The sequence below is a fragment of the Paenibacillus sp. IHB B 3415 genome (assembly GCF_000802655.2).
Lineage (GTDB): Bacteria > Bacillota > Bacilli > Paenibacillales > Paenibacillaceae > Paenibacillus_AQ > Paenibacillus_AQ phytohabitans.
In genome coordinates this window covers 1-16,106 of sequence record NZ_JUEI01000133.1, presented here as the reverse complement: position 1 = coordinate 16,106, position 16,106 = coordinate 1, and the positions used below count along the sequence as shown (strand labels likewise).

The following is a 16,106-nucleotide window of genomic DNA, read 5'->3' as shown; positions in this document are numbered from 1 at the left end:
CAAAAAAACCGCTCCCAGCAAGGGTTTGGAATTATGAAATTGTCTCTTTTGTACAACAATTTGGGTCGGTTCCTAATATTGGAGTCAAATTGGCATTGTTACGAGGAGAATCCTGCATTTTGTACAACATTCCGAGCCAGCTCCTAGGCTTGCAGTCCATGCTAAGTCATTCCGATGGTAAGCCTGCATATTGCAGCACAATTGGTGCCGCAGCAGCAGAAGTTGAAAGCCAAAACAAGCCTTAAGTCCGCAGCACAGACCGGCTGCATGGAACTTAAGGCTTGCTATTAGTTTGTTTAAGTGCCACCTCTGATAATCAAATCCGCACCGCGTCCTGCTAATTACGCGGAGGCAGCGGACCGAGGTATTGATAGTATTGGCATTCAATCCGGCCATTGTACAGCTTGCGGCGCTTGTCCGCCTTACGTCCGTAGTATTGCTCGAATTCCTTGTACGGGCTGATGGCGAAGAAAGACCAGGTTGGCAGATAGAGCATCATCTCGCCGAATTGGCGGGTCAGCTTCTCCACTTCCTTGTCATTACTGATCCGCTCCCCGTATGGAGGATTAGTGATAATGCAGCCATACTCGCCTTCCGGGCGGGCCTTGGCGGCAGCGATATGCTTGAAGGTGATCTCACCGGAGAGTCCGGCGCTCTTGGCGGCGGCTTCGGCAATCTCAATCGCTGCCGGATCAATGTCGGTGCCGGTCAGCTGCAGCGGGTAGTCGTCGCGCACAGCGTCGAAGGCTTCCTCGCGGGCTTCTTCCCACAGACGCTGTGGGATCTCCGGCCAGTGCTCGGACGGGAAGGAGCGGCGCAGACCCGGTGCGATATTCCAGGCGATCATCGCGGCCTCGATCAGAATCGTGCCGGAACCGCAGCATGGATCGTACAGCGGCCGGTGGCCGTTCCAGCGGCTGAGCTGGATCAGGGCCGCAGCCATGGTCTCCTTCAGCGGCGCTTCGGTGGCCTGGCGTCGGTAGCCGCGTTTATGCAGCGCCGGCCCCGTGGTGTCCAGGGTGATCAGCGCGATGTCATTCAGCAGAATGACTTCAACCACATAACGCGGCCCATTCTCAGGGAACCACTCGGTGCGGTACGACAGCTTAAGCTTCTCGACAATCGCCTTCTTGACGATCCCCTGGCAGGCAGGAACACTCGTCAGCTGTGATTTGTGGGAGCGGCCTTCTACCGGGAATTCGCCGTTCTCGGGAATCCATTCCTCCCAGTTGATGGCTTTGACGCCTTCGAACAGCTCATCGAAGGTTTTGGCCGGGAACTGGCCCATTTTGACCAATACACGGTCAGAGGTGCGCAGCCATAGATTGCAGCGGCAGATGTCGATGTAATCTCCGCTGAATAATACCCGTCCGTTCTCGACCGTGGTCTCATAACCCAGTTCGTTTAATTCACGCGCTACTACAGCCTCTAGCCCCATAGGGGCGGTGGCGATCAATTGTAATTTGCCCAAATGCTCTCAACTCCGTTTAACTTGTGGATAAATACGCAAAGCCAGTACAATAAGAGAAGCTTGCTCTCCATGTGAATGTGAACCTTTAGAACGTTCAGATATCAGTATAGGGTAATGAAGGGTTCTACACAATGCCCGTTCACGCTACACAAAATGAAATTTGAAGGAGAATACATATGCAGAATCAGGAAGAATACAGTGAACAGCTATATACAGAGGATGATTTACTGTTAAAAGTCAAACAGGCCATCACAGCAAACGGAATGCCGGAGGTGTCCATCGCTCCAGGCTACGGCAGACTGCTGACGATGCTGGTTACCTTGTCACGTTCTACCCGGATACTTGAGATTGGTGCGCTGGGCGGCTACAGCGGAATCTGCCTGTGCCGTGGTTTAACGCAGAGCGGCAGCCTGACTTCCCTGGAGCTTAAGGCTGACTATGCCAAGCTTGCCCATAGCCATCTGGAGCAGGCGGGCTTCGGGGACGCGGTAGAATACAAAATCGGCCCCGCACTGGACAGCCTTAAGCTGCTCGAAGCGCAGGGCCAAAAGTATGATTTCTTCTTCATCGACGCCGACAAGGAGAATTATCCGAATTATCTGGAATATGCGATCCGGCTCGCTTCACCGGGTGCAATCATTGCCGGGGACAATATCTTCCTGCGCGGCCGCACGCTGAATACAGAGAAGAGCGGACCTGCCGTTCAGGCGATGCGCCGCTTCAATGAGATGATTGCCGGCGATCCCCGCCTGACCAGCACACTGCTGCCCGCCTACGACGGACTAGCCTTGGCGATGGTTAAATAGCTTGTCCTCTCCAATCGAGACTGGCCCTGTCTGCACTAACGGAACAACCGGGGTTCTGTCTTCTTATATAACTTGAGCCTTACCCAGACCGTATTAATCAGCAGGAACGCGCCGGAGATGATGAACAGCCCTTCGATCCCGATATATCCGGACAGGAAGCCGCCGATGACCGCGCCCAGCATATTGCCGAGTGCCAGTGTGCTGCTGTTGAAGCCAAAGGCCCGGCTCTCCTTGCCGTCGGGCGTATAGGAGCGGATGAGGGCGTTGACACTCGGCAGCAGGCCGCCCATGAAGACGCCCATCAGGAAGCGGACGAGGATCAGCTGCCAGACACTGGTCACGAAGGCCTGCGGGATCAGGAACAGCGCCGCGCCAATCAGCGCATAGGTCAATATCCTGTGGGCGCCGACCTTGTCGCTGAGCTTGCCGAGCAGCGGAGAGGCCAGCATGTTCGAGATACCGGTGACGGCACTGACCATGCCTGCCCAGAAGGCGATATTCACAGCGGAGCCGTGCAGCTTCTCCACGTAGAGCGGCAGCAGCGACATCGGGCTGATCATGGCGAATTGCAGCAGGAACGTCACGCCGAACAATGCCGGCAGCTGCGGGACCTTAGCCAGCTCCTTGAAGCCTTCGAGCACAGATACCTGCGGCACCTGCGCAGCCTCCACCCGGTCGAATTTCTCCTTGACCAGGAATAACGCCAGCAGGGAGGCGACGAACAAGAGCGCACCCACGACATAAAAGATCGGGCGGAACCCGATCCAGTCCGCCAGCAAGCCGCCGATCAGCGGACCGAGAATTGTACCGGCTACAGCGCCGGACTGCATCAGTCCCATGGCGAAGCCCATACGCGGTTTAGGGGTGGTTCCCGAGACCAGCGCGATGGAGGCGGGGTTGAAGCCGGAGATGGTGCCGTTCAGCAGGCGGAGCAGCAGGAGCTGCATCGGGGACTGCGCGAAGCCCATCAGCACGATGACAACCGCCATACCGAAGCTGGAGCGCAGCAGCATGATTTTGCGGCCGTATTTGTCGGCAAGCTTGCCCCACAGGGGCTGAAAGATAAACGAGGTCAAGAAGTTTGCGGCAAAAATAAGTCCGGCCCACATCCCGATCGCGTGATCTCCGGTCACACCCAGGTCTTTAGCGAGATAAAGGGACAGAAAAGGGGTAATCATAGTCATGCCGGCATTCACCAGAAACTGGCCAAACCAAAGCACCATGAGGTTGACTTTCCAGGTCTCCCAATTCTTCAAAGTGCTTTCACTTCCTTTCAGGGGATTCAAAGATAAATAGTTCACGAAAAATTGACATTATATCAGTATATCATAGTTTTTTAGCCGTGCAGTGCAACACTTGTCATAGTAATGTCATGGGATTGTCATTCCCTTAAGGGTGAAGCGGTTGTTACCCGCTGGCAAAAAGGGCATAATAATGTTATGTGTTTTCACAGTAACCTATCAAATCTAATGGAGATCTTATCATGACCTACAACGACACTTTTATCCGCGCCTGCAGACAGCAGAGCACGGAGCACGTTCCCGTATGGTACATGCGGCAGGCCGGCCGTTATGATCCCGAGTACCGTAAAATCAAGGAGAAATACTCGCTGCTGGAGATCTGCAGACAGCCGGAGCTTGCAGCTGAAATAACCTTGATGCCTGTGCGCAAGCTGGGTGTGGATGCGGCCATCCTGTATTCCGACATTATGAATCCTGTAGCTTCCCTTGGCGTGAACTTCGACATCGTGAAGAATATCGGCCCGGTCATTGAGAATCCGATCCGCTCGGCGGCGGATGTCGACCGGCTGAAGCCGATTGATGTGGAAGGGGATCTGAGCCACATTCTGGAAACGATTTCCCTCCTCGACAAAGAGCTGGACGTGCCGCTGATCACTTTTGCAGGAGCGCCTTTCACCATCGCCAGCTATCTGATTGAAGGCAGACCCTCCAAGAGCTATCACCGCACCAAGGAAATGATGTTCAGCCAGCCCCGCGTGTGGGAGAAGCTGATGGAGAAGCTGGGCGATATGGTTATCGCATATCTCCGGGCCCATGTCGCAAGCGGCGGCAAAGCGTTCCAGCTGTTCGACAGCTGGGTGGGGTCTCTGGCCCCGCGTGACTTCGAAACCTTTGTGCTGCCGACGATCACCCGGATTTTTGCCGAGCTGTCTGATCTGGACGTGCCGAAGATTTACTTCCCGGGTGTCAGCTCAGGGGAGCTGCTCCCCAGCCTGGCCAGGCTGCAGGCCGATGTGATCGGACTGGACTGGCGCGTAAGTCTGACCGAAGGCAGACGCAGAACCGGCGGAGGGTTCGCGATTCAAGGCAATCTGGATCCTTATCTGCTGACCGCACCAATGGACGTATTGAAAGAACGGGCGAAAGAACTGATCGATGAAGGCATCAGACAGCCTGGTTATATTTTTAATCTGGGCCATGGATTATTTCCTGAAGCTTCATTGGACACACTTAAGGAATTAACGGATTATGTACATGAGTATTCAGCAGCGGCCTTGAAACAGGCAGCAGGACCGCTCGCGTAATTAAAGCAAGGTACATGAGATAGCAGCAATTGCTGCTCTCTTTGTTTTTATGAGCATAATGGAGTTGTGAAATGAGCAGGCGCAGGACATTATTCGTAAAAGGGGATGGAAACCGTGACCACCAAAATTGGAGTACTCGTGATGTCGTACGGCACGCCTGAAAGTCTGGAGGATGTGGAGGCGTATTACACGCATATCCGCAGAGGCAATGCACCTTCCGCTGAACAGCTGAAGGAGCTGAAGGACCGCTACGAAGCCATTGTAGGAGGCGTGTTCCCGCTCAGGGAGAATACAGACCGCCAGGTGGAGGCTCTGCAGGCCAAGCTGAACAGCGGGCAGATTCAGTATGTCTGCTACCAGGGGCTGAAGCATGCCAGACCTTTCATTGAAGATGGTGTGGAGGCGATGGTCCGGGATGGGATTACCCAGGCGATAGGCATTGTGCTGGCTCCTCATTACTCGGTGATGAGCGTTGGAACCTATATCAAGCGGGCCAAGGAAAAAGCGGATGCCTGCGGAATTGATATGGAATTTGTCGAGAGTTACCATATGCATCCGGAGCTGATTGATGTGCTCAGCCGCCGGGTAACCGCGAAGCTGGATGAATTCGAGGAAACCGGAGCGGCGAGGGATGAAGTGCGTGTACTGTTCAGTGCACACAGTCTGCCGGAACGCATTCTGGCTATGGGCGATCCGTACCGTGACCAGCTGCTGGAAACCTCCAAAGCCATTGCCGATCAGGCAGGTGTGGAGTCCTGGCAGTTCACCTGGCAGAGCGCGGGCAGAACTGCAGAGCCGTGGCTGGGTCCGGATATTCTGGATACGATGCATGAGCTGGCCGAAGCTCAGGTGAAATATGTGCTGTCCGCTCCCATTGGCTTCGTATCTGACCACTTAGAGGTTCTGTACGATCTGGATATCGAGGCGCAGGCCTTGGCTTCAGAGCTGGATATGCGGCTGCTGCGGATTGATTCATTGAATAGCGATCCGGCGTATATGTCTGTGCTTAGCGATGTGGTGCGTACGAAGGCCGGGCAGTTACAGGTGAAGCAATCATGAGCGGTTCACCGCGCAAGGTAGTAATTATCGGCGGAGGCCTCAGCGGCCTCAGTGCCGCTTACTACGTCCGCAAGTTTTACCGGGAAGCCGGGATTCAGCCGGAAATTATATTGATCGAGAAGGATAAATGCCTTGGCGGCAAAATCGAGACCCTGCACCGTGACGGCTTTGTCATTGAGAAAGGCCCGGATTCCTTCCTGGCCCGCAAAACAGCCATGGTTGATCTGGCCAGAGAGCTGGAGCTGGATCACGAGCTGGTGACCACGAATCCGAATGCCAAGAAGACTTACATACTGCAGCGCGGCAAGCTCCACCCGATGCCCGCCGGGCTTGTTCTGGGGATTCCTACGGAGCTCAAGCCGTTTCTGAAGAGCGGCCTCGTCTCCTTCGGCGGTAAAATGCGGGCGATGATGGATTTCGTACTTCCGCCGCGCCGCAGCTCCGAGGATGAATCGCTCGGTGACCTGATCGAGCGGCGTCTGGGTACAGAGGTGCTGGAGAATATGACCGAGCCCCTGCTCGCCGGTATTTATGCCGGTGATATGCGCAAGATCAGCCTCCAGGCTACTTTTCCGCAGTTCGGCGAGGTCGAGCGCCAGTACGGCAGTCTGATCCGCGGGATGACGACCGGCAGGAAGCCGGCGGAGACCCATACCGGAACCAAGAAAAGCGCGTTCCTGACTTTCCGTCAGGGGCTGCAGAGCCTGGTGCATGCCCTGATCCATGATCTGCAGGATGCCCAGCAGCGGACCGGAACGGGAGCGGTGTCCATCAAAGTACGGAGCGGGGCGGGGATATCCGCAGAGGCCACTACTGCACCGCGCTATGAGGTGGAGCTGGACAACGGTGAATTGCTGCAAGCTGATGATATCTATGTAACCGTGCAGAATTTCGCTGCCGCAGAGCTGCTGCGTCCGCATGTGGATGTATCCGCGCTGGATGCTGTCAATTATGTGTCAGTGGCTAATGTGGTCATGGCGTTTACCAAGAAGGATATCGTTACCGAATATGACGGATCCGGATTCCTGGTCCCCCGCAAAGAAGGGCGGAACATCACGGCCTGTACCTGGACTTCTACGAAATGGCTGCATACCAGCCCGGATGATAAGGTACTGCTGCGCTGTTACGTCGGACGGTCGGGGGATGAACAGAATGTAGACCTGCCGGATGAGGCGCTGGCTGAACTGGTCCGCAAAGACCTGAAGGAAATTATGGGGATCACTGCAGCGCCGCTGTTCACAGAGATTACCCGGCTCAGGCATTCCATGCCGCAATATCCGGTAGGCCATCCCGGCCGGATCGCCGGCCTGCGAATTGAACTGGAAGAGAAGCTGCCGGGTGTATATGCTTTTGGCGCCGGCTATGACGGCATCGGCATGCCGGACTGCATTAAGCAGGCGAAGCTTACGGCTGAGACTGCTGCAGCCCATTTAGAGAAGCTGCCGGAACCGGCGGCTGTAACGGTATAACGGAAGCGGTGAAGCGGAGCAGTAGCGCTTCACCCTTTTTTATTGGGGAATTTATAAGGTGCCGGAATAATCATTGAAGCCAAGGCCACGCTTCGCGGGGCGGGAAGACTACGGGTTACTTTGGAGCGACACGGAAGAGATATGCTATAATAGAAACACTTTAAGGGTAAAGGAGATTACCAGTACTCATGTATCCGCCGAGGTCACGCAGTAGACAGAGCAAGAAACATAGCAGCAAAAAGAGGCGCAGAACGGTCTGGGCATGGTTTAATGTAGTGTTGCTTCTGATGATTACCGGCCTGCTGGCCTATTCTTTCATGGATAACAAAGATAAGGAGAGTTCAGCTCCTCCGGTAGTAGTGACTGAGCCGACACCTTCGCCTGAAGCTTCTGCAACAGCGGCAGCTCCTGTGGAGGTGGCACCTACAGCAGAGGCTACATCCAGTCCGGAGCCAACACCTGAAGCAACACCGGAGGCCACTGCGCTGCCTACGGAGACTGCGGAAGCCGTGATTACGCCTGCTCCTACAGTTAAGGAAGCGGCAACGGCTGAACCCCAAACGACAACGGGAAATACTGGCGGCCTGATATCAGGCTTGCCGGAGAACTCTTCAGGCGGTACGGTGAAGCTGAATTTTGCCGGAGATGTCATCTTTGCCGGTAAGGTAGCGGAACTGCTGCAGAAGAAGGGGTACGATTATTCTTACAGTGCACTTGACGGGATGTTCAAAAAGGATGATCTGACCGTGGTCAACCTGGAGACGCCGATCACTACTGGCGGTGTAGGTGCCGCGAACAAGCAGTTTGTATTCAAGGGAGCTCCGGAAGCGCTGGATGCACTGAAGTCAGCTGGTGTAGATGCGGTCAATCTGGCTAATAACCACACCCTGGATCAGGGGGAAGAGGGCTTACTGGATACCCTGAAGCACCTGAGCAAGCGGGGCATTCCTTATGTCGGAGCAGGAAGCAACAGCAAGGAAGCTTACTCTGCGCAGTATTTTGAGCGGCAGGGTATCAAAATAGCCTTGCTCGGGTTCACACGGGTGATGCCGGTGATCGAATGGAAGGCCGAAGCAGGCAAGCCGGGCCTCGCCTCTGTCTATGACAGCGCAGAAGCACTTAAGGCCATTGCCGCTGCCAAGCAACAAGCCGATCTTGTCGTAGTCGTTGTCCATTGGGGCAAGGAGCGGATGGAGCAATATGACAAGACCCAGCAGACGCTGGGGCATAGCTTTATCGATGCGGGAGCCGATCTGGTGATGGGCGGACATCCGCATGTGCTGCAGGGGATTGAGCCCTACAAAGGGAAATGGATTGCCTACAGCACAGGCAATTTTATCTTCACACGTTCCAGTCTTCCGGCAACCTGGGAGACGGCTGTATTCCAGGCGGAATGCAGCAAGGAGGGACAATGTTCCCTCAAGCTGAGACCGATGGATGCTGAGCTGGGACAACCGGTGCCGATGAATGAGGCGGACGGACAGCTTTTGCTGCATAAGGTGGAATCCTTATCTTCCGGTCTGGTCAAGATCCGCAATGATGGTACCGTTGTGCAGCCGGCCCAATAGATCCTACTTCTGCTGGAGGTGCCAATGATGATGAATAACATGTGTGTCGCCCACCGCGGATTTTCCGGCAAAGCCCCCGAGAATACGCTGGCGGCCGTCCGGATGGCGATTGCCCTGCCTTTTGTGCGGTGGATGGAGATTGATGTGCAGCTGACGAAGGACGGCGTGCCTGTGGTCATCCATGATTATTCGCTGGACCGCACGACCAACGGACACGGCAAGGTGAAGAACATGGATTATGAACATATACGGCGTCTGGATGCGGGGAGCTGGAAAGGGCGTGCTTTTCGCGGAGAACGGGTGCCCTCCCTGGAAGAAGTGCTCAGCCTGGCTTCAGGCAGACTGCGGCTTAACATTGAGCTGAAGACCAGCGGGGAGATGTACCCTGGCCTTGAGAAAGCGGTCATCGACCTGGTGAATACCATGGGAATGCGTGAGGATGTGGTGCTGACCTCCTTCGACGCCGGTGCGCTGCAGCGGATTAAGGAGCTGGACCCGCGGTTCCGTACCGGTCTGATCTATGATTCCAGGTCCGGCGATCCTGCCAAAAAGCTGAACGAGCTGGGCTGCTCCTTCTTATCCATCAGCTTCGACCGGCTTAGCCCGGTTCTGGCGAAATCCCTGGCTGAACGGGGGGTCAAGATCATGGCCTGGACTGTCAACAAAGGGAAGGAAATGCGGCGCGTGTCTGCCATGCATTCGGATATCATGATCTGTACGAACCGCCCGGATATTTGGGGCGATATCTTTCTGCAGGCCTGACTTAAGATACATTCTAATCCATCTAAAAGATCCATTCGTTCTGATAATCTGAGAAGAAAGCGAGCTGAACCCTCAATGAGTAGAGCGGTCAATAATGTATACTGTGTGGGACGCAATTATAAATTACATGCGGAGGAACTCGGCAATCAGGTGCCGGCCGAGCCGCTGATCTTCCTGAAGCCATCGCATGCTGCTGTTGCGCTTGATAAAGCGATCATCCATCTGCCCAAAGATGCGGGACTGATCCATTATGAAGGTGAGCTGGTGCTGCGTATTGCGCGTGATTATGTGCCGGGGATGAGTGTGGAGGAGCTGGTGGATGTGATGGCGCTGGGCCTCGACTTCACGCTCCGTGATGTGCATAATGATCTGCAGAAAAAAGGCCTGCCCTGGACGCCCGCCAAGGGCTTCAAGAATGCGGCGCCGCTGACTCCCTACATTGCATTTCCTGAGCAGGAGGAGCTGGAAGCAACGGATTTCACCGTCCGCAAGAACGGAATTGAGGTACAGCGCGGGAACGTGCAGAACATGATTTTCTCGCTGCAAAAAATTGTTGAATTCATTGCCTCCCGCTACGGGCTCGGCAAGGATGATATCATCTTCACCGGAACGCCGGCAGGCGTGGGTCCTGTGGTGCCCGGCGATTCGTTCGAGCTGTTCTGGGGCGATACGCTAATGGGCACCTGCCTGATCGGTTAGGGCGATGTTATCAGGACTTGAAGTGCTGCAATGGCTGATCGGGGCCTGCGGTGCGCTGCTGGTCGCCGGGGCCGCTTACTGGAAGCAGTCGCTGAGCCTCTCGGGCATGCTGGCGGCGATTGTGATGGGAACCATCTATTTTGGGGCAGGCAATGCCTTCTGGTTCGGCATTCTGCTGCTGTTCTTCATCTCCTCCAGCCTGCTGTCGAAGCTTCATCATGAGAATAAGGCAGAACTAGAAGCCACGTATGATAAAACAGGGCGCAGGGATGCCGGCCAGGTCTTCGCCAACGGCGGACTTGGCATGCTGCTGGTGTTGCTTAACGCGATTTATCCTCTGGAAATCTGGGGCTTTCTGTTTATCGGAGTCATGGCTACCGTGACCTCAGATACATGGGCGACAGAGATTGGGACGCTCGCTAAGCGGCCTCCCCGGTCTGTACTGACCGGGAAGGTGTTGCAGGCGGGCACCTCCGGCGGTGTATCGCTGCCGGGCACGCTGGCCGCCGCTGCCGGGGGTGCGCTGATCGGCGCGGCCTCCTGGCTGCTGCGGGCAGCCGGGAAGGTGTTGCAGGCGGGCACCTCCGGCGGTGTATCGCTGCCGGGCACGCTGGCCGCCGCTGCCGGGGGTGCGCTGATCGGCGCGGCCTCCTGGCTGCTGCGGGCAGCCTCCGGTATGCCGCCGCATTCCCTGCTGACGCTGGTGCTCGCCGGATTGCTGGGCGGACTTGCCGGAGCTTTTGCCGACTCGGTGCTGGGGGCAACGGTGCAGCGGATGAACCGCTGCGCAGTCTGCGGCCGCGAGGTGGAAGCCTCGCAACACTGCGGTAAGCCCACGGTGTACGCCCGGGGCTGGCGCTGGATGGACAATGATACCGTAAATGCTGTAAGTTCAATCATAGGCGGCGTGGTGGCCCTGCTGGCCAGCTACATAGGAGCCGGATAGGAGATATGCGGGCCTTAGTTACGTTATCCGGCAACAATTTTATAATACAAGGTTGGGAGGTGAACCGTTGAGCAGCGCATCCGTACACAAACATGCAGCTATTCTGGATGCCGCTTACGAGCTTTTCGGTTCAGGCGGCTTCTACGAAACGAAGATGTCGGAAGTGGCAGAGCGTGCCGGAATTGCCAAGGGCACGGTCTATTTATATTTTAAAAGCAAAGAAGAACTGTTCATGGCGGTAACCCGCCGGGATTGTGAAGGGTTCCTGGAGCAGCTTGATGGCAAGCTGGGCACCTGCTCTATACTGACAGATAAGCTCTCCATCATTGCCGAGCATCATCTGTTCTATTATTATGAACGCAAGCAGCATACGAAGCTGTTCTTCCGGGCACCCAACAATAATCCCGAGCTGGTAGAGTATATGGCACAGTTCATGGAAGCCTATATGCAGGCGGTAGTGAAGGTATTGCTGGAAGGCGGGGCCTCGGAGCCGGAGCTGATGGCAGAGGCGTATATCGGGATGCTGGACCGTCTGAAGATGGATATTCTGTTTAACCCCGGCTTTGCCGAGGAAGATGCGGATAAGCGGGCGAAGTTTGCTGCTAACCTTTTCATCACAGGAGCGCTCGGCAGCTTGAAATCGGCACTTGGCGACCTTCCGTCTGAACTCTGAGAGATACAGCCAGACCTGGTTTATAAATATAAGGCAAGCGAGGACAACTGATGAATATTATGACCGTGGAACACCTCTCCAAAAGCTACGGGGAGAAAACGTTATTCCGTGATGCATCCTTTGGCATGGACGACAGGGACAAGATTGGCGTCATTGGCGTCAACGGAACGGGGAAATCGACCTTTCTGAAGATTATCGCCGGGCTGGATACACCAGATGAAGGGCAGATTGCCATCGGCAATGACGTGCGTGTACAGTATCTGGCGCAGAATCCGCCGTATGAGCCTGGCAATACCGTGCTGCAGCAGGTTTTCGCCGGAGATGATCCGGAGCTGGCCACGATGCGGGAGTACATGGAGATTATGTCTCTGCTGGAGCAGAATCCGGGTGATTCCGGGCTGGAAGCCAGACTCGTACGGATCGGGCAGGCCATTGATGCCGCCGGCTCCTGGCAGCTTGAGAGCGAAGCCAAGATTGTCCTGACCAAGCTTGGGATCACACAATTTGATGCCCGGATGGAGAACCTCTCCGGCGGTCAACGCAAACGTGTAGCGCTTGCCGCAGCGCTGATTACGCCTTCAGAGCTGTTGATTCTGGATGAGCCTACCAACCATATCGATACGGATTCCGTAGCCTGGCTGGAGCAATATTTGCAGAAACGGCGCGGCGCCCTGCTGATGGTTACGCATGACCGTTATTTCCTGGAGCGCGTAGCCAGCGTAATGCTGGAGCTGGACGGAGGAAGCCTGTACCGCTATGAAGCGAACTATTCCCGCTTCCTGGAGCTGAAGGCTGACCGCGAAGAGCGCGAAGCCTCGGCGGAGCAGAAGCGCAAGAATCTGCTCCGCACCGAGCTGGCGTGGATCCGCCGGGGGGCCAAAGCACGATCCACGAAGCAGAAGGCGCGTATCGACCGCTTCGAGAAGCTGAAGGAGAGTGCAGGCGGCGCTTCATCTGCCTCGATGGATATTTCCGTGGCCTCCACCAGGCTGGGCCGCAAAATCATTGAGATCCAGGATCTCACAAAATCCATGGACGGCCGGACCTTGATTAAGGACCTGACCTATATCGCGGTGCCGCAGGACCGGGTGGGCATTGTCGGCAAGAACGGTAGCGGGAAGTCGACCCTGCTCAACCTGATCGCCGGAAAGCTTACGCCGGAGAGCGGCGAGGTTCAGCTGGGGACAACCGTGAAGCTCGGCTATTTCACCCAGGAGCATCAGGATATGGATCTCAGTATGCGCGCGATTGAGTATGTGAAGGAAGAAGCGGAAATCATCAAGACTGCCGACGGCAGTGTCATCACCGCCGGCCAGATGCTGGAACGGTTCCTGTTCCCGCCGGCGATGCAGTGGACCCCGATCTCCAAGCTCTCCGGGGGCGAGAAGAGACGCCTCTATCTGCTGCGCGTGCTTATGGGAGCGCCGAATGTACTGCTGCTGGATGAGCCGACGAATGATCTGGATATCGGAACGCTGGCCGTGCTGGAGGACTATCTGGATGAATTCCCCGGCGTAGTCTTTACCGTATCGCATGACCGTTACTTCCTGGATCGTACCATAGATAAGCTGATTGCATTCGAGGACGGATCGATCCGGCTGCATGTCGGTGACTATAGTGAATACGAAGAATGGCTGGCAAAGAACGTACCTTCCGGCAGTGGTAGCTCCGGCAAGTCTGAAGGCGCTGGAGGCCGCAGTGCTACTGCAGCTGTAGAGCAGAGCGGGAATGCGCCAGCAGCCGCGCCGTCACGCGAGAAGCTGAAATTCACCTTCAAGGAGCAGAAGGAATACGAGGGCATCGACGAGGCCATCGAACAGGCCGAGCAGCATCTCGTAGATATCTCGGCACAGATGGAGGCGGCTTTTGCTGACTCCGGTAAGCTGCAGGAGCTGGTGGATAAGCAGCGGCAGGCCGAAGCGGAGCTGGAGCGCCTGATGGAGCGCTGGACGTATCTGAATGAGCTGGCGGAGAAGATCGCGGGCAAGGCGTGAGGTTTGCAGCGCTGCTGGGCTGGGTTAAGGTTGTGACAAACCCATCTCCGCTGCTCCCCCTCATTGTGTTATAAAATCCTGCCCAAAATACAACATTTCCCTCATCCTATCGGCCCAAATCCCCGATTGTTGTATAAAAGGCAGCATTTCAACTTTTTCAAGCGGCTTGGCAGGATTATTCTTGTATTTTATACAACAATCCTCCTGAACAGCTGGTTATTCATGAATCAAAGTTGCAAAACGTACAACATTTATGTCCGCGCTGCAGCTTCCTAACTCTAAGAAGTTTCAATTCAGCCGGCAACGAATCAAATGTGGGGAATTGACGTATTCCGCCAGTCTCACAGCGACTGACCGGTATCTTGTAGGGTTATTGTCTAAAGAGCGGTTTATATAGTTATTAATTTTCCCTGTCAGAGTTACATCAAAAGAAGGAGGACGTTGCCAGTGACAAGTACAATTGAGGCTGCCATAGCGCTGCGGACCTCCGGACAAGCGGAGGAAGCGAGAGTCATGCTGCTTCAGCTGCTGTCAGCGGATGACAGCAATGCCGAGCTGTACTATCAGCTGGCCTGGACGCATGATGTGCTCGGTATGGAACGCGAGGCCGTGTCCTATTACGAGCAGAGTCTTGCTCATGGTCTTCCGGATGAGGAGCAGAAGGCAGGTGCGATGCTGGGACTGGGAAGCACGTACCGGACGCTTGGGGCGTACTCACAGTCCCGGGAGGTACTGGAGCAGGGCGTGCTTGAATTTCCGCAGCGTGCGGAGTTCAAAGCCTTCCTGGCCATGACGCTGCATAATCTGGGTGCGCATGCAGAGGCGATGGAGCTGCTGCTTAAGCTGTTGTCCGAAACCTCTTCCGATGCAGGGATTCACAGTTACAGCAAGGCTATTATGTTCTATGCAGATAAGCTGGAGCAGGTATGGTGATATAAACGCGCAAAAGGAAACCCGGCACCTGAAGTTCAGAGGCCGGGTTTCCTTTTGCGCTGTGGAGGAAATACAACATTAGATTTCCCCGGAATAGCTATGTACTATATAAGACCACTAAAAAAATAACAAAAAGCTGCAGGGATTCACAGTTACAGCAAGGCTATTATGTTCTATGCAGATAAGCTGGAGCAGGTATGGTGATATAAACGCGCAAAAGGAAACCCGGCACCTGAAGTTCAGAGGCCGGGTTTCCTTTTGCGCTGTGGAGGAAATACAACATTAGATTTCCCCGGAATAGCTATGTACTATATAAGACCACTAAAAAAATAACAAAAAGCGAAAGAAGCATAATCAGTCACCGGATATCCACCGCGAACAGCGGTAATAATCAAGAAATCTGGGCGCGGGCAGCGGCCGGAAGTCCAATGGTTCACCGCAGTGACGACTAAGCTTCAAATTCAAATCTTAAGTGCGTCTTATATAGTAAATTTATGGTAGAATGTTCTTGTGTATATGTGCTTAAATATGGAATAATTGTGGCTTCGATCTTACTGTTTGCGGAGGCGTGAATGATGAACATACGACTGAGAGATATAGGCTTAAGTGTCATGTTTGTTTCTGCTGTTTTCTTCTTCGGAAGGCCGGATGTGACCGATGAAACCAATGAACACATTGAACACAATGTAGAGGCGCTCAAATATTACAATAATACCTCTGCACCAGTTATAGCTCACCCTATTTCAGCTGATAACAAGCTGCCCCGCAGGCATGAGGAAACTTCAGAACAGAATCTGATTATAGCTGAAGTTGACTCCGGCAAAAGCCCCGTGCAGCTCATCCCGGTCTATAAGAACGGGGTTACACCGCGAATTGAACTTGTGCCATCCCGGTAAATTTCAATACATTACATTCTGCTGTTGGATCAATTGTTAATAACTCAAACCTGAGAGTGAAGCGGACTGAGATTCAGTTATCTTATTCATTCAAGCCCGAAATGAGGCATAATCGGTCATATAAGGGCTTCTGAGTCCGCATGGACAGCGAATCCGCTGCATCTGCTCAAATAGCGGATTTTCAGTCCACTTCAGCCGGAAATTATTCAATAGTGAAAAATAGGTATACGTGTCTCCCGCCGATACTTTCCTTAGTTCAGCTTATCTTATACAGTTAACAGAAAG

The 16,106-nt window shown here is 54.5% G+C and carries 15 protein-coding genes; 13 read left to right on the top strand and 2 right to left on the bottom strand.

What is annotated here, in order from left to right; all coding sequences use genetic code 11:
- Window positions 1-245: hypothetical protein (locus tag QW71_RS41695; protein ID WP_235441633.1), on the top strand; the 245-nt coding region annotated here is incomplete at its 5' end.
- 92 nt (window positions 246-337) lie between these two features.
- Here the strand turns inward: QW71_RS41695 and QW71_RS34835 are convergent.
- Entirely contained in the window at window positions 338-1,471 is a 1,134-nt protein-coding gene (locus QW71_RS34835; RefSeq protein WP_039310274.1) for a class I SAM-dependent RNA methyltransferase, read from the bottom strand.
- 176 nt (window positions 1,472-1,647) lie between these two features.
- Here QW71_RS34835 and QW71_RS34830 point away from each other — a divergent pair, with 176 nt between their 5' ends.
- Window positions 1,648-2,277 (top strand): O-methyltransferase, encoded by a 630-nt coding sequence (locus QW71_RS34830; RefSeq protein ID WP_039310272.1) that lies wholly within the window; start codon window positions 1,648-1,650, stop codon window positions 2,275-2,277.
- A 35-nt stretch (window positions 2,278-2,312) separates the two neighbouring features.
- Here the strand turns inward: QW71_RS34830 and QW71_RS34825 are convergent, their stop codons facing one another.
- On the bottom strand, window positions 2,313-3,533 hold the full coding sequence (locus QW71_RS34825) for an MFS transporter (RefSeq protein ID WP_039310271.1): 1,221 nt from the start codon (window positions 3,531-3,533) through the stop codon (window positions 2,313-2,315).
- 227 nt (window positions 3,534-3,760) lie between these two features.
- Here QW71_RS34825 and hemE point away from each other — a divergent pair, with 227 nt between their 5' ends.
- From hemE to QW71_RS34770, 11 genes are all read left to right on the top strand, one after another.
- Window positions 3,761-4,822: a uroporphyrinogen decarboxylase gene (gene hemE / locus QW71_RS34820; protein WP_039310269.1), complete on the top strand. Its 1,062-nt coding sequence runs from the start codon at window positions 3,761-3,763 to the stop codon at window positions 4,820-4,822.
- 105 nt (window positions 4,823-4,927) lie between these two features.
- The gene (gene hemH / locus QW71_RS34815; protein ID WP_039310267.1) at window positions 4,928-5,881 is read left to right on the top strand and encodes a ferrochelatase; all 954 of its coding nucleotides are present in this window, start codon (window positions 4,928-4,930) and stop codon (window positions 5,879-5,881) included.
- Window positions 5,878-7,350 carry a protoporphyrinogen oxidase gene (gene hemG, locus QW71_RS34810; protein WP_039310265.1) on the top strand — a complete coding sequence of 491 codons (1,473 nt, stop codon included), beginning with the start codon at window positions 5,878-5,880 and terminating at the stop codon, window positions 7,348-7,350. Before hemH ends, hemG begins: the two co-directional genes overlap by 4 nt.
- Before the next feature lie 188 nt (window positions 7,351-7,538).
- Complete coding sequence (locus QW71_RS34805; RefSeq protein ID WP_039310263.1) at window positions 7,539-8,918, top strand: CapA family protein; 1,380 nt, start codon at window positions 7,539-7,541, stop codon at window positions 8,916-8,918.
- 30 nt (window positions 8,919-8,948) lie between these two features.
- Window positions 8,949-9,680, top strand: a complete 732-nt coding sequence (locus QW71_RS34800; protein WP_039310278.1) for a glycerophosphodiester phosphodiesterase family protein — start codon at window positions 8,949-8,951, stop codon at window positions 9,678-9,680.
- Between the two features lie 75 nt (window positions 9,681-9,755).
- Window positions 9,756-10,379, top strand: coding sequence for a fumarylacetoacetate hydrolase family protein (locus QW71_RS34795; RefSeq protein WP_039310261.1), 624 nt, complete (start codon window positions 9,756-9,758; stop codon window positions 10,377-10,379).
- 25 nt (window positions 10,380-10,404) lie between these two features.
- Window positions 10,405-11,325, top strand: coding sequence for a DUF92 domain-containing protein (locus tag QW71_RS34790; protein ID WP_039310276.1), 921 nt, complete (start codon window positions 10,405-10,407; stop codon window positions 11,323-11,325).
- Between the two features lie 67 nt (window positions 11,326-11,392).
- Window positions 11,393-11,998, top strand: a complete 606-nt coding sequence (locus tag QW71_RS34785; RefSeq protein ID WP_039310259.1) for a TetR/AcrR family transcriptional regulator — start codon at window positions 11,393-11,395, stop codon at window positions 11,996-11,998.
- Between the two features lie 50 nt (window positions 11,999-12,048).
- Window positions 12,049-13,992 (top strand): ABC-F family ATP-binding cassette domain-containing protein, encoded by a 1,944-nt coding sequence (locus QW71_RS34780; protein WP_039310258.1) that lies wholly within the window; start codon window positions 12,049-12,051, stop codon window positions 13,990-13,992.
- A gap of 447 nt (window positions 13,993-14,439) precedes the next feature.
- Complete coding sequence (locus QW71_RS34775) at window positions 14,440-14,925, top strand: tetratricopeptide repeat protein (RefSeq protein WP_039310256.1); 486 nt, start codon at window positions 14,440-14,442, stop codon at window positions 14,923-14,925.
- Window positions 14,926-15,497: 572 nt separating this feature from the next.
- Window positions 15,498-15,821, top strand: a complete 324-nt coding sequence (locus tag QW71_RS34770) for a hypothetical protein (protein ID WP_152679935.1) — start codon at window positions 15,498-15,500, stop codon at window positions 15,819-15,821.
- Window positions 15,822-16,106 lie beyond the last annotated feature (285 nt).

Coding starts and splice junctions, on each gene's coding strand:
- QW71_RS34770 (WP_152679935.1), top strand. CDS start 15,498: ATGATGAACATACGACTGAGAGATATAGGCTTAAGTGTCATGTTTGTT.
- hemH (WP_039310267.1), top strand. CDS start 4,928: ATGGAAACCGTGACCACCAAAATTGGAGTACTCGTGATGTCGTACGGC.
- hemG (WP_039310265.1), top strand. CDS start 5,878: ATGAGCGGTTCACCGCGCAAGGTAGTAATTATCGGCGGAGGCCTCAGC.
- QW71_RS34795 (WP_039310261.1), top strand. CDS start 9,756: ATGAGTAGAGCGGTCAATAATGTATACTGTGTGGGACGCAATTATAAA.
- QW71_RS34800 (WP_039310278.1), top strand. CDS start 8,949: ATGAATAACATGTGTGTCGCCCACCGCGGATTTTCCGGCAAAGCCCCC.
- QW71_RS34780 (WP_039310258.1), top strand. CDS start 12,049: ATGAATATTATGACCGTGGAACACCTCTCCAAAAGCTACGGGGAGAAA.
- QW71_RS34805 (WP_039310263.1), top strand. CDS start 7,539: ATGTATCCGCCGAGGTCACGCAGTAGACAGAGCAAGAAACATAGCAGC.
- QW71_RS34830 (WP_039310272.1), top strand. CDS start 1,648: ATGCAGAATCAGGAAGAATACAGTGAACAGCTATATACAGAGGATGAT.
- hemE (WP_039310269.1), top strand. CDS start 3,761: ATGACCTACAACGACACTTTTATCCGCGCCTGCAGACAGCAGAGCACG.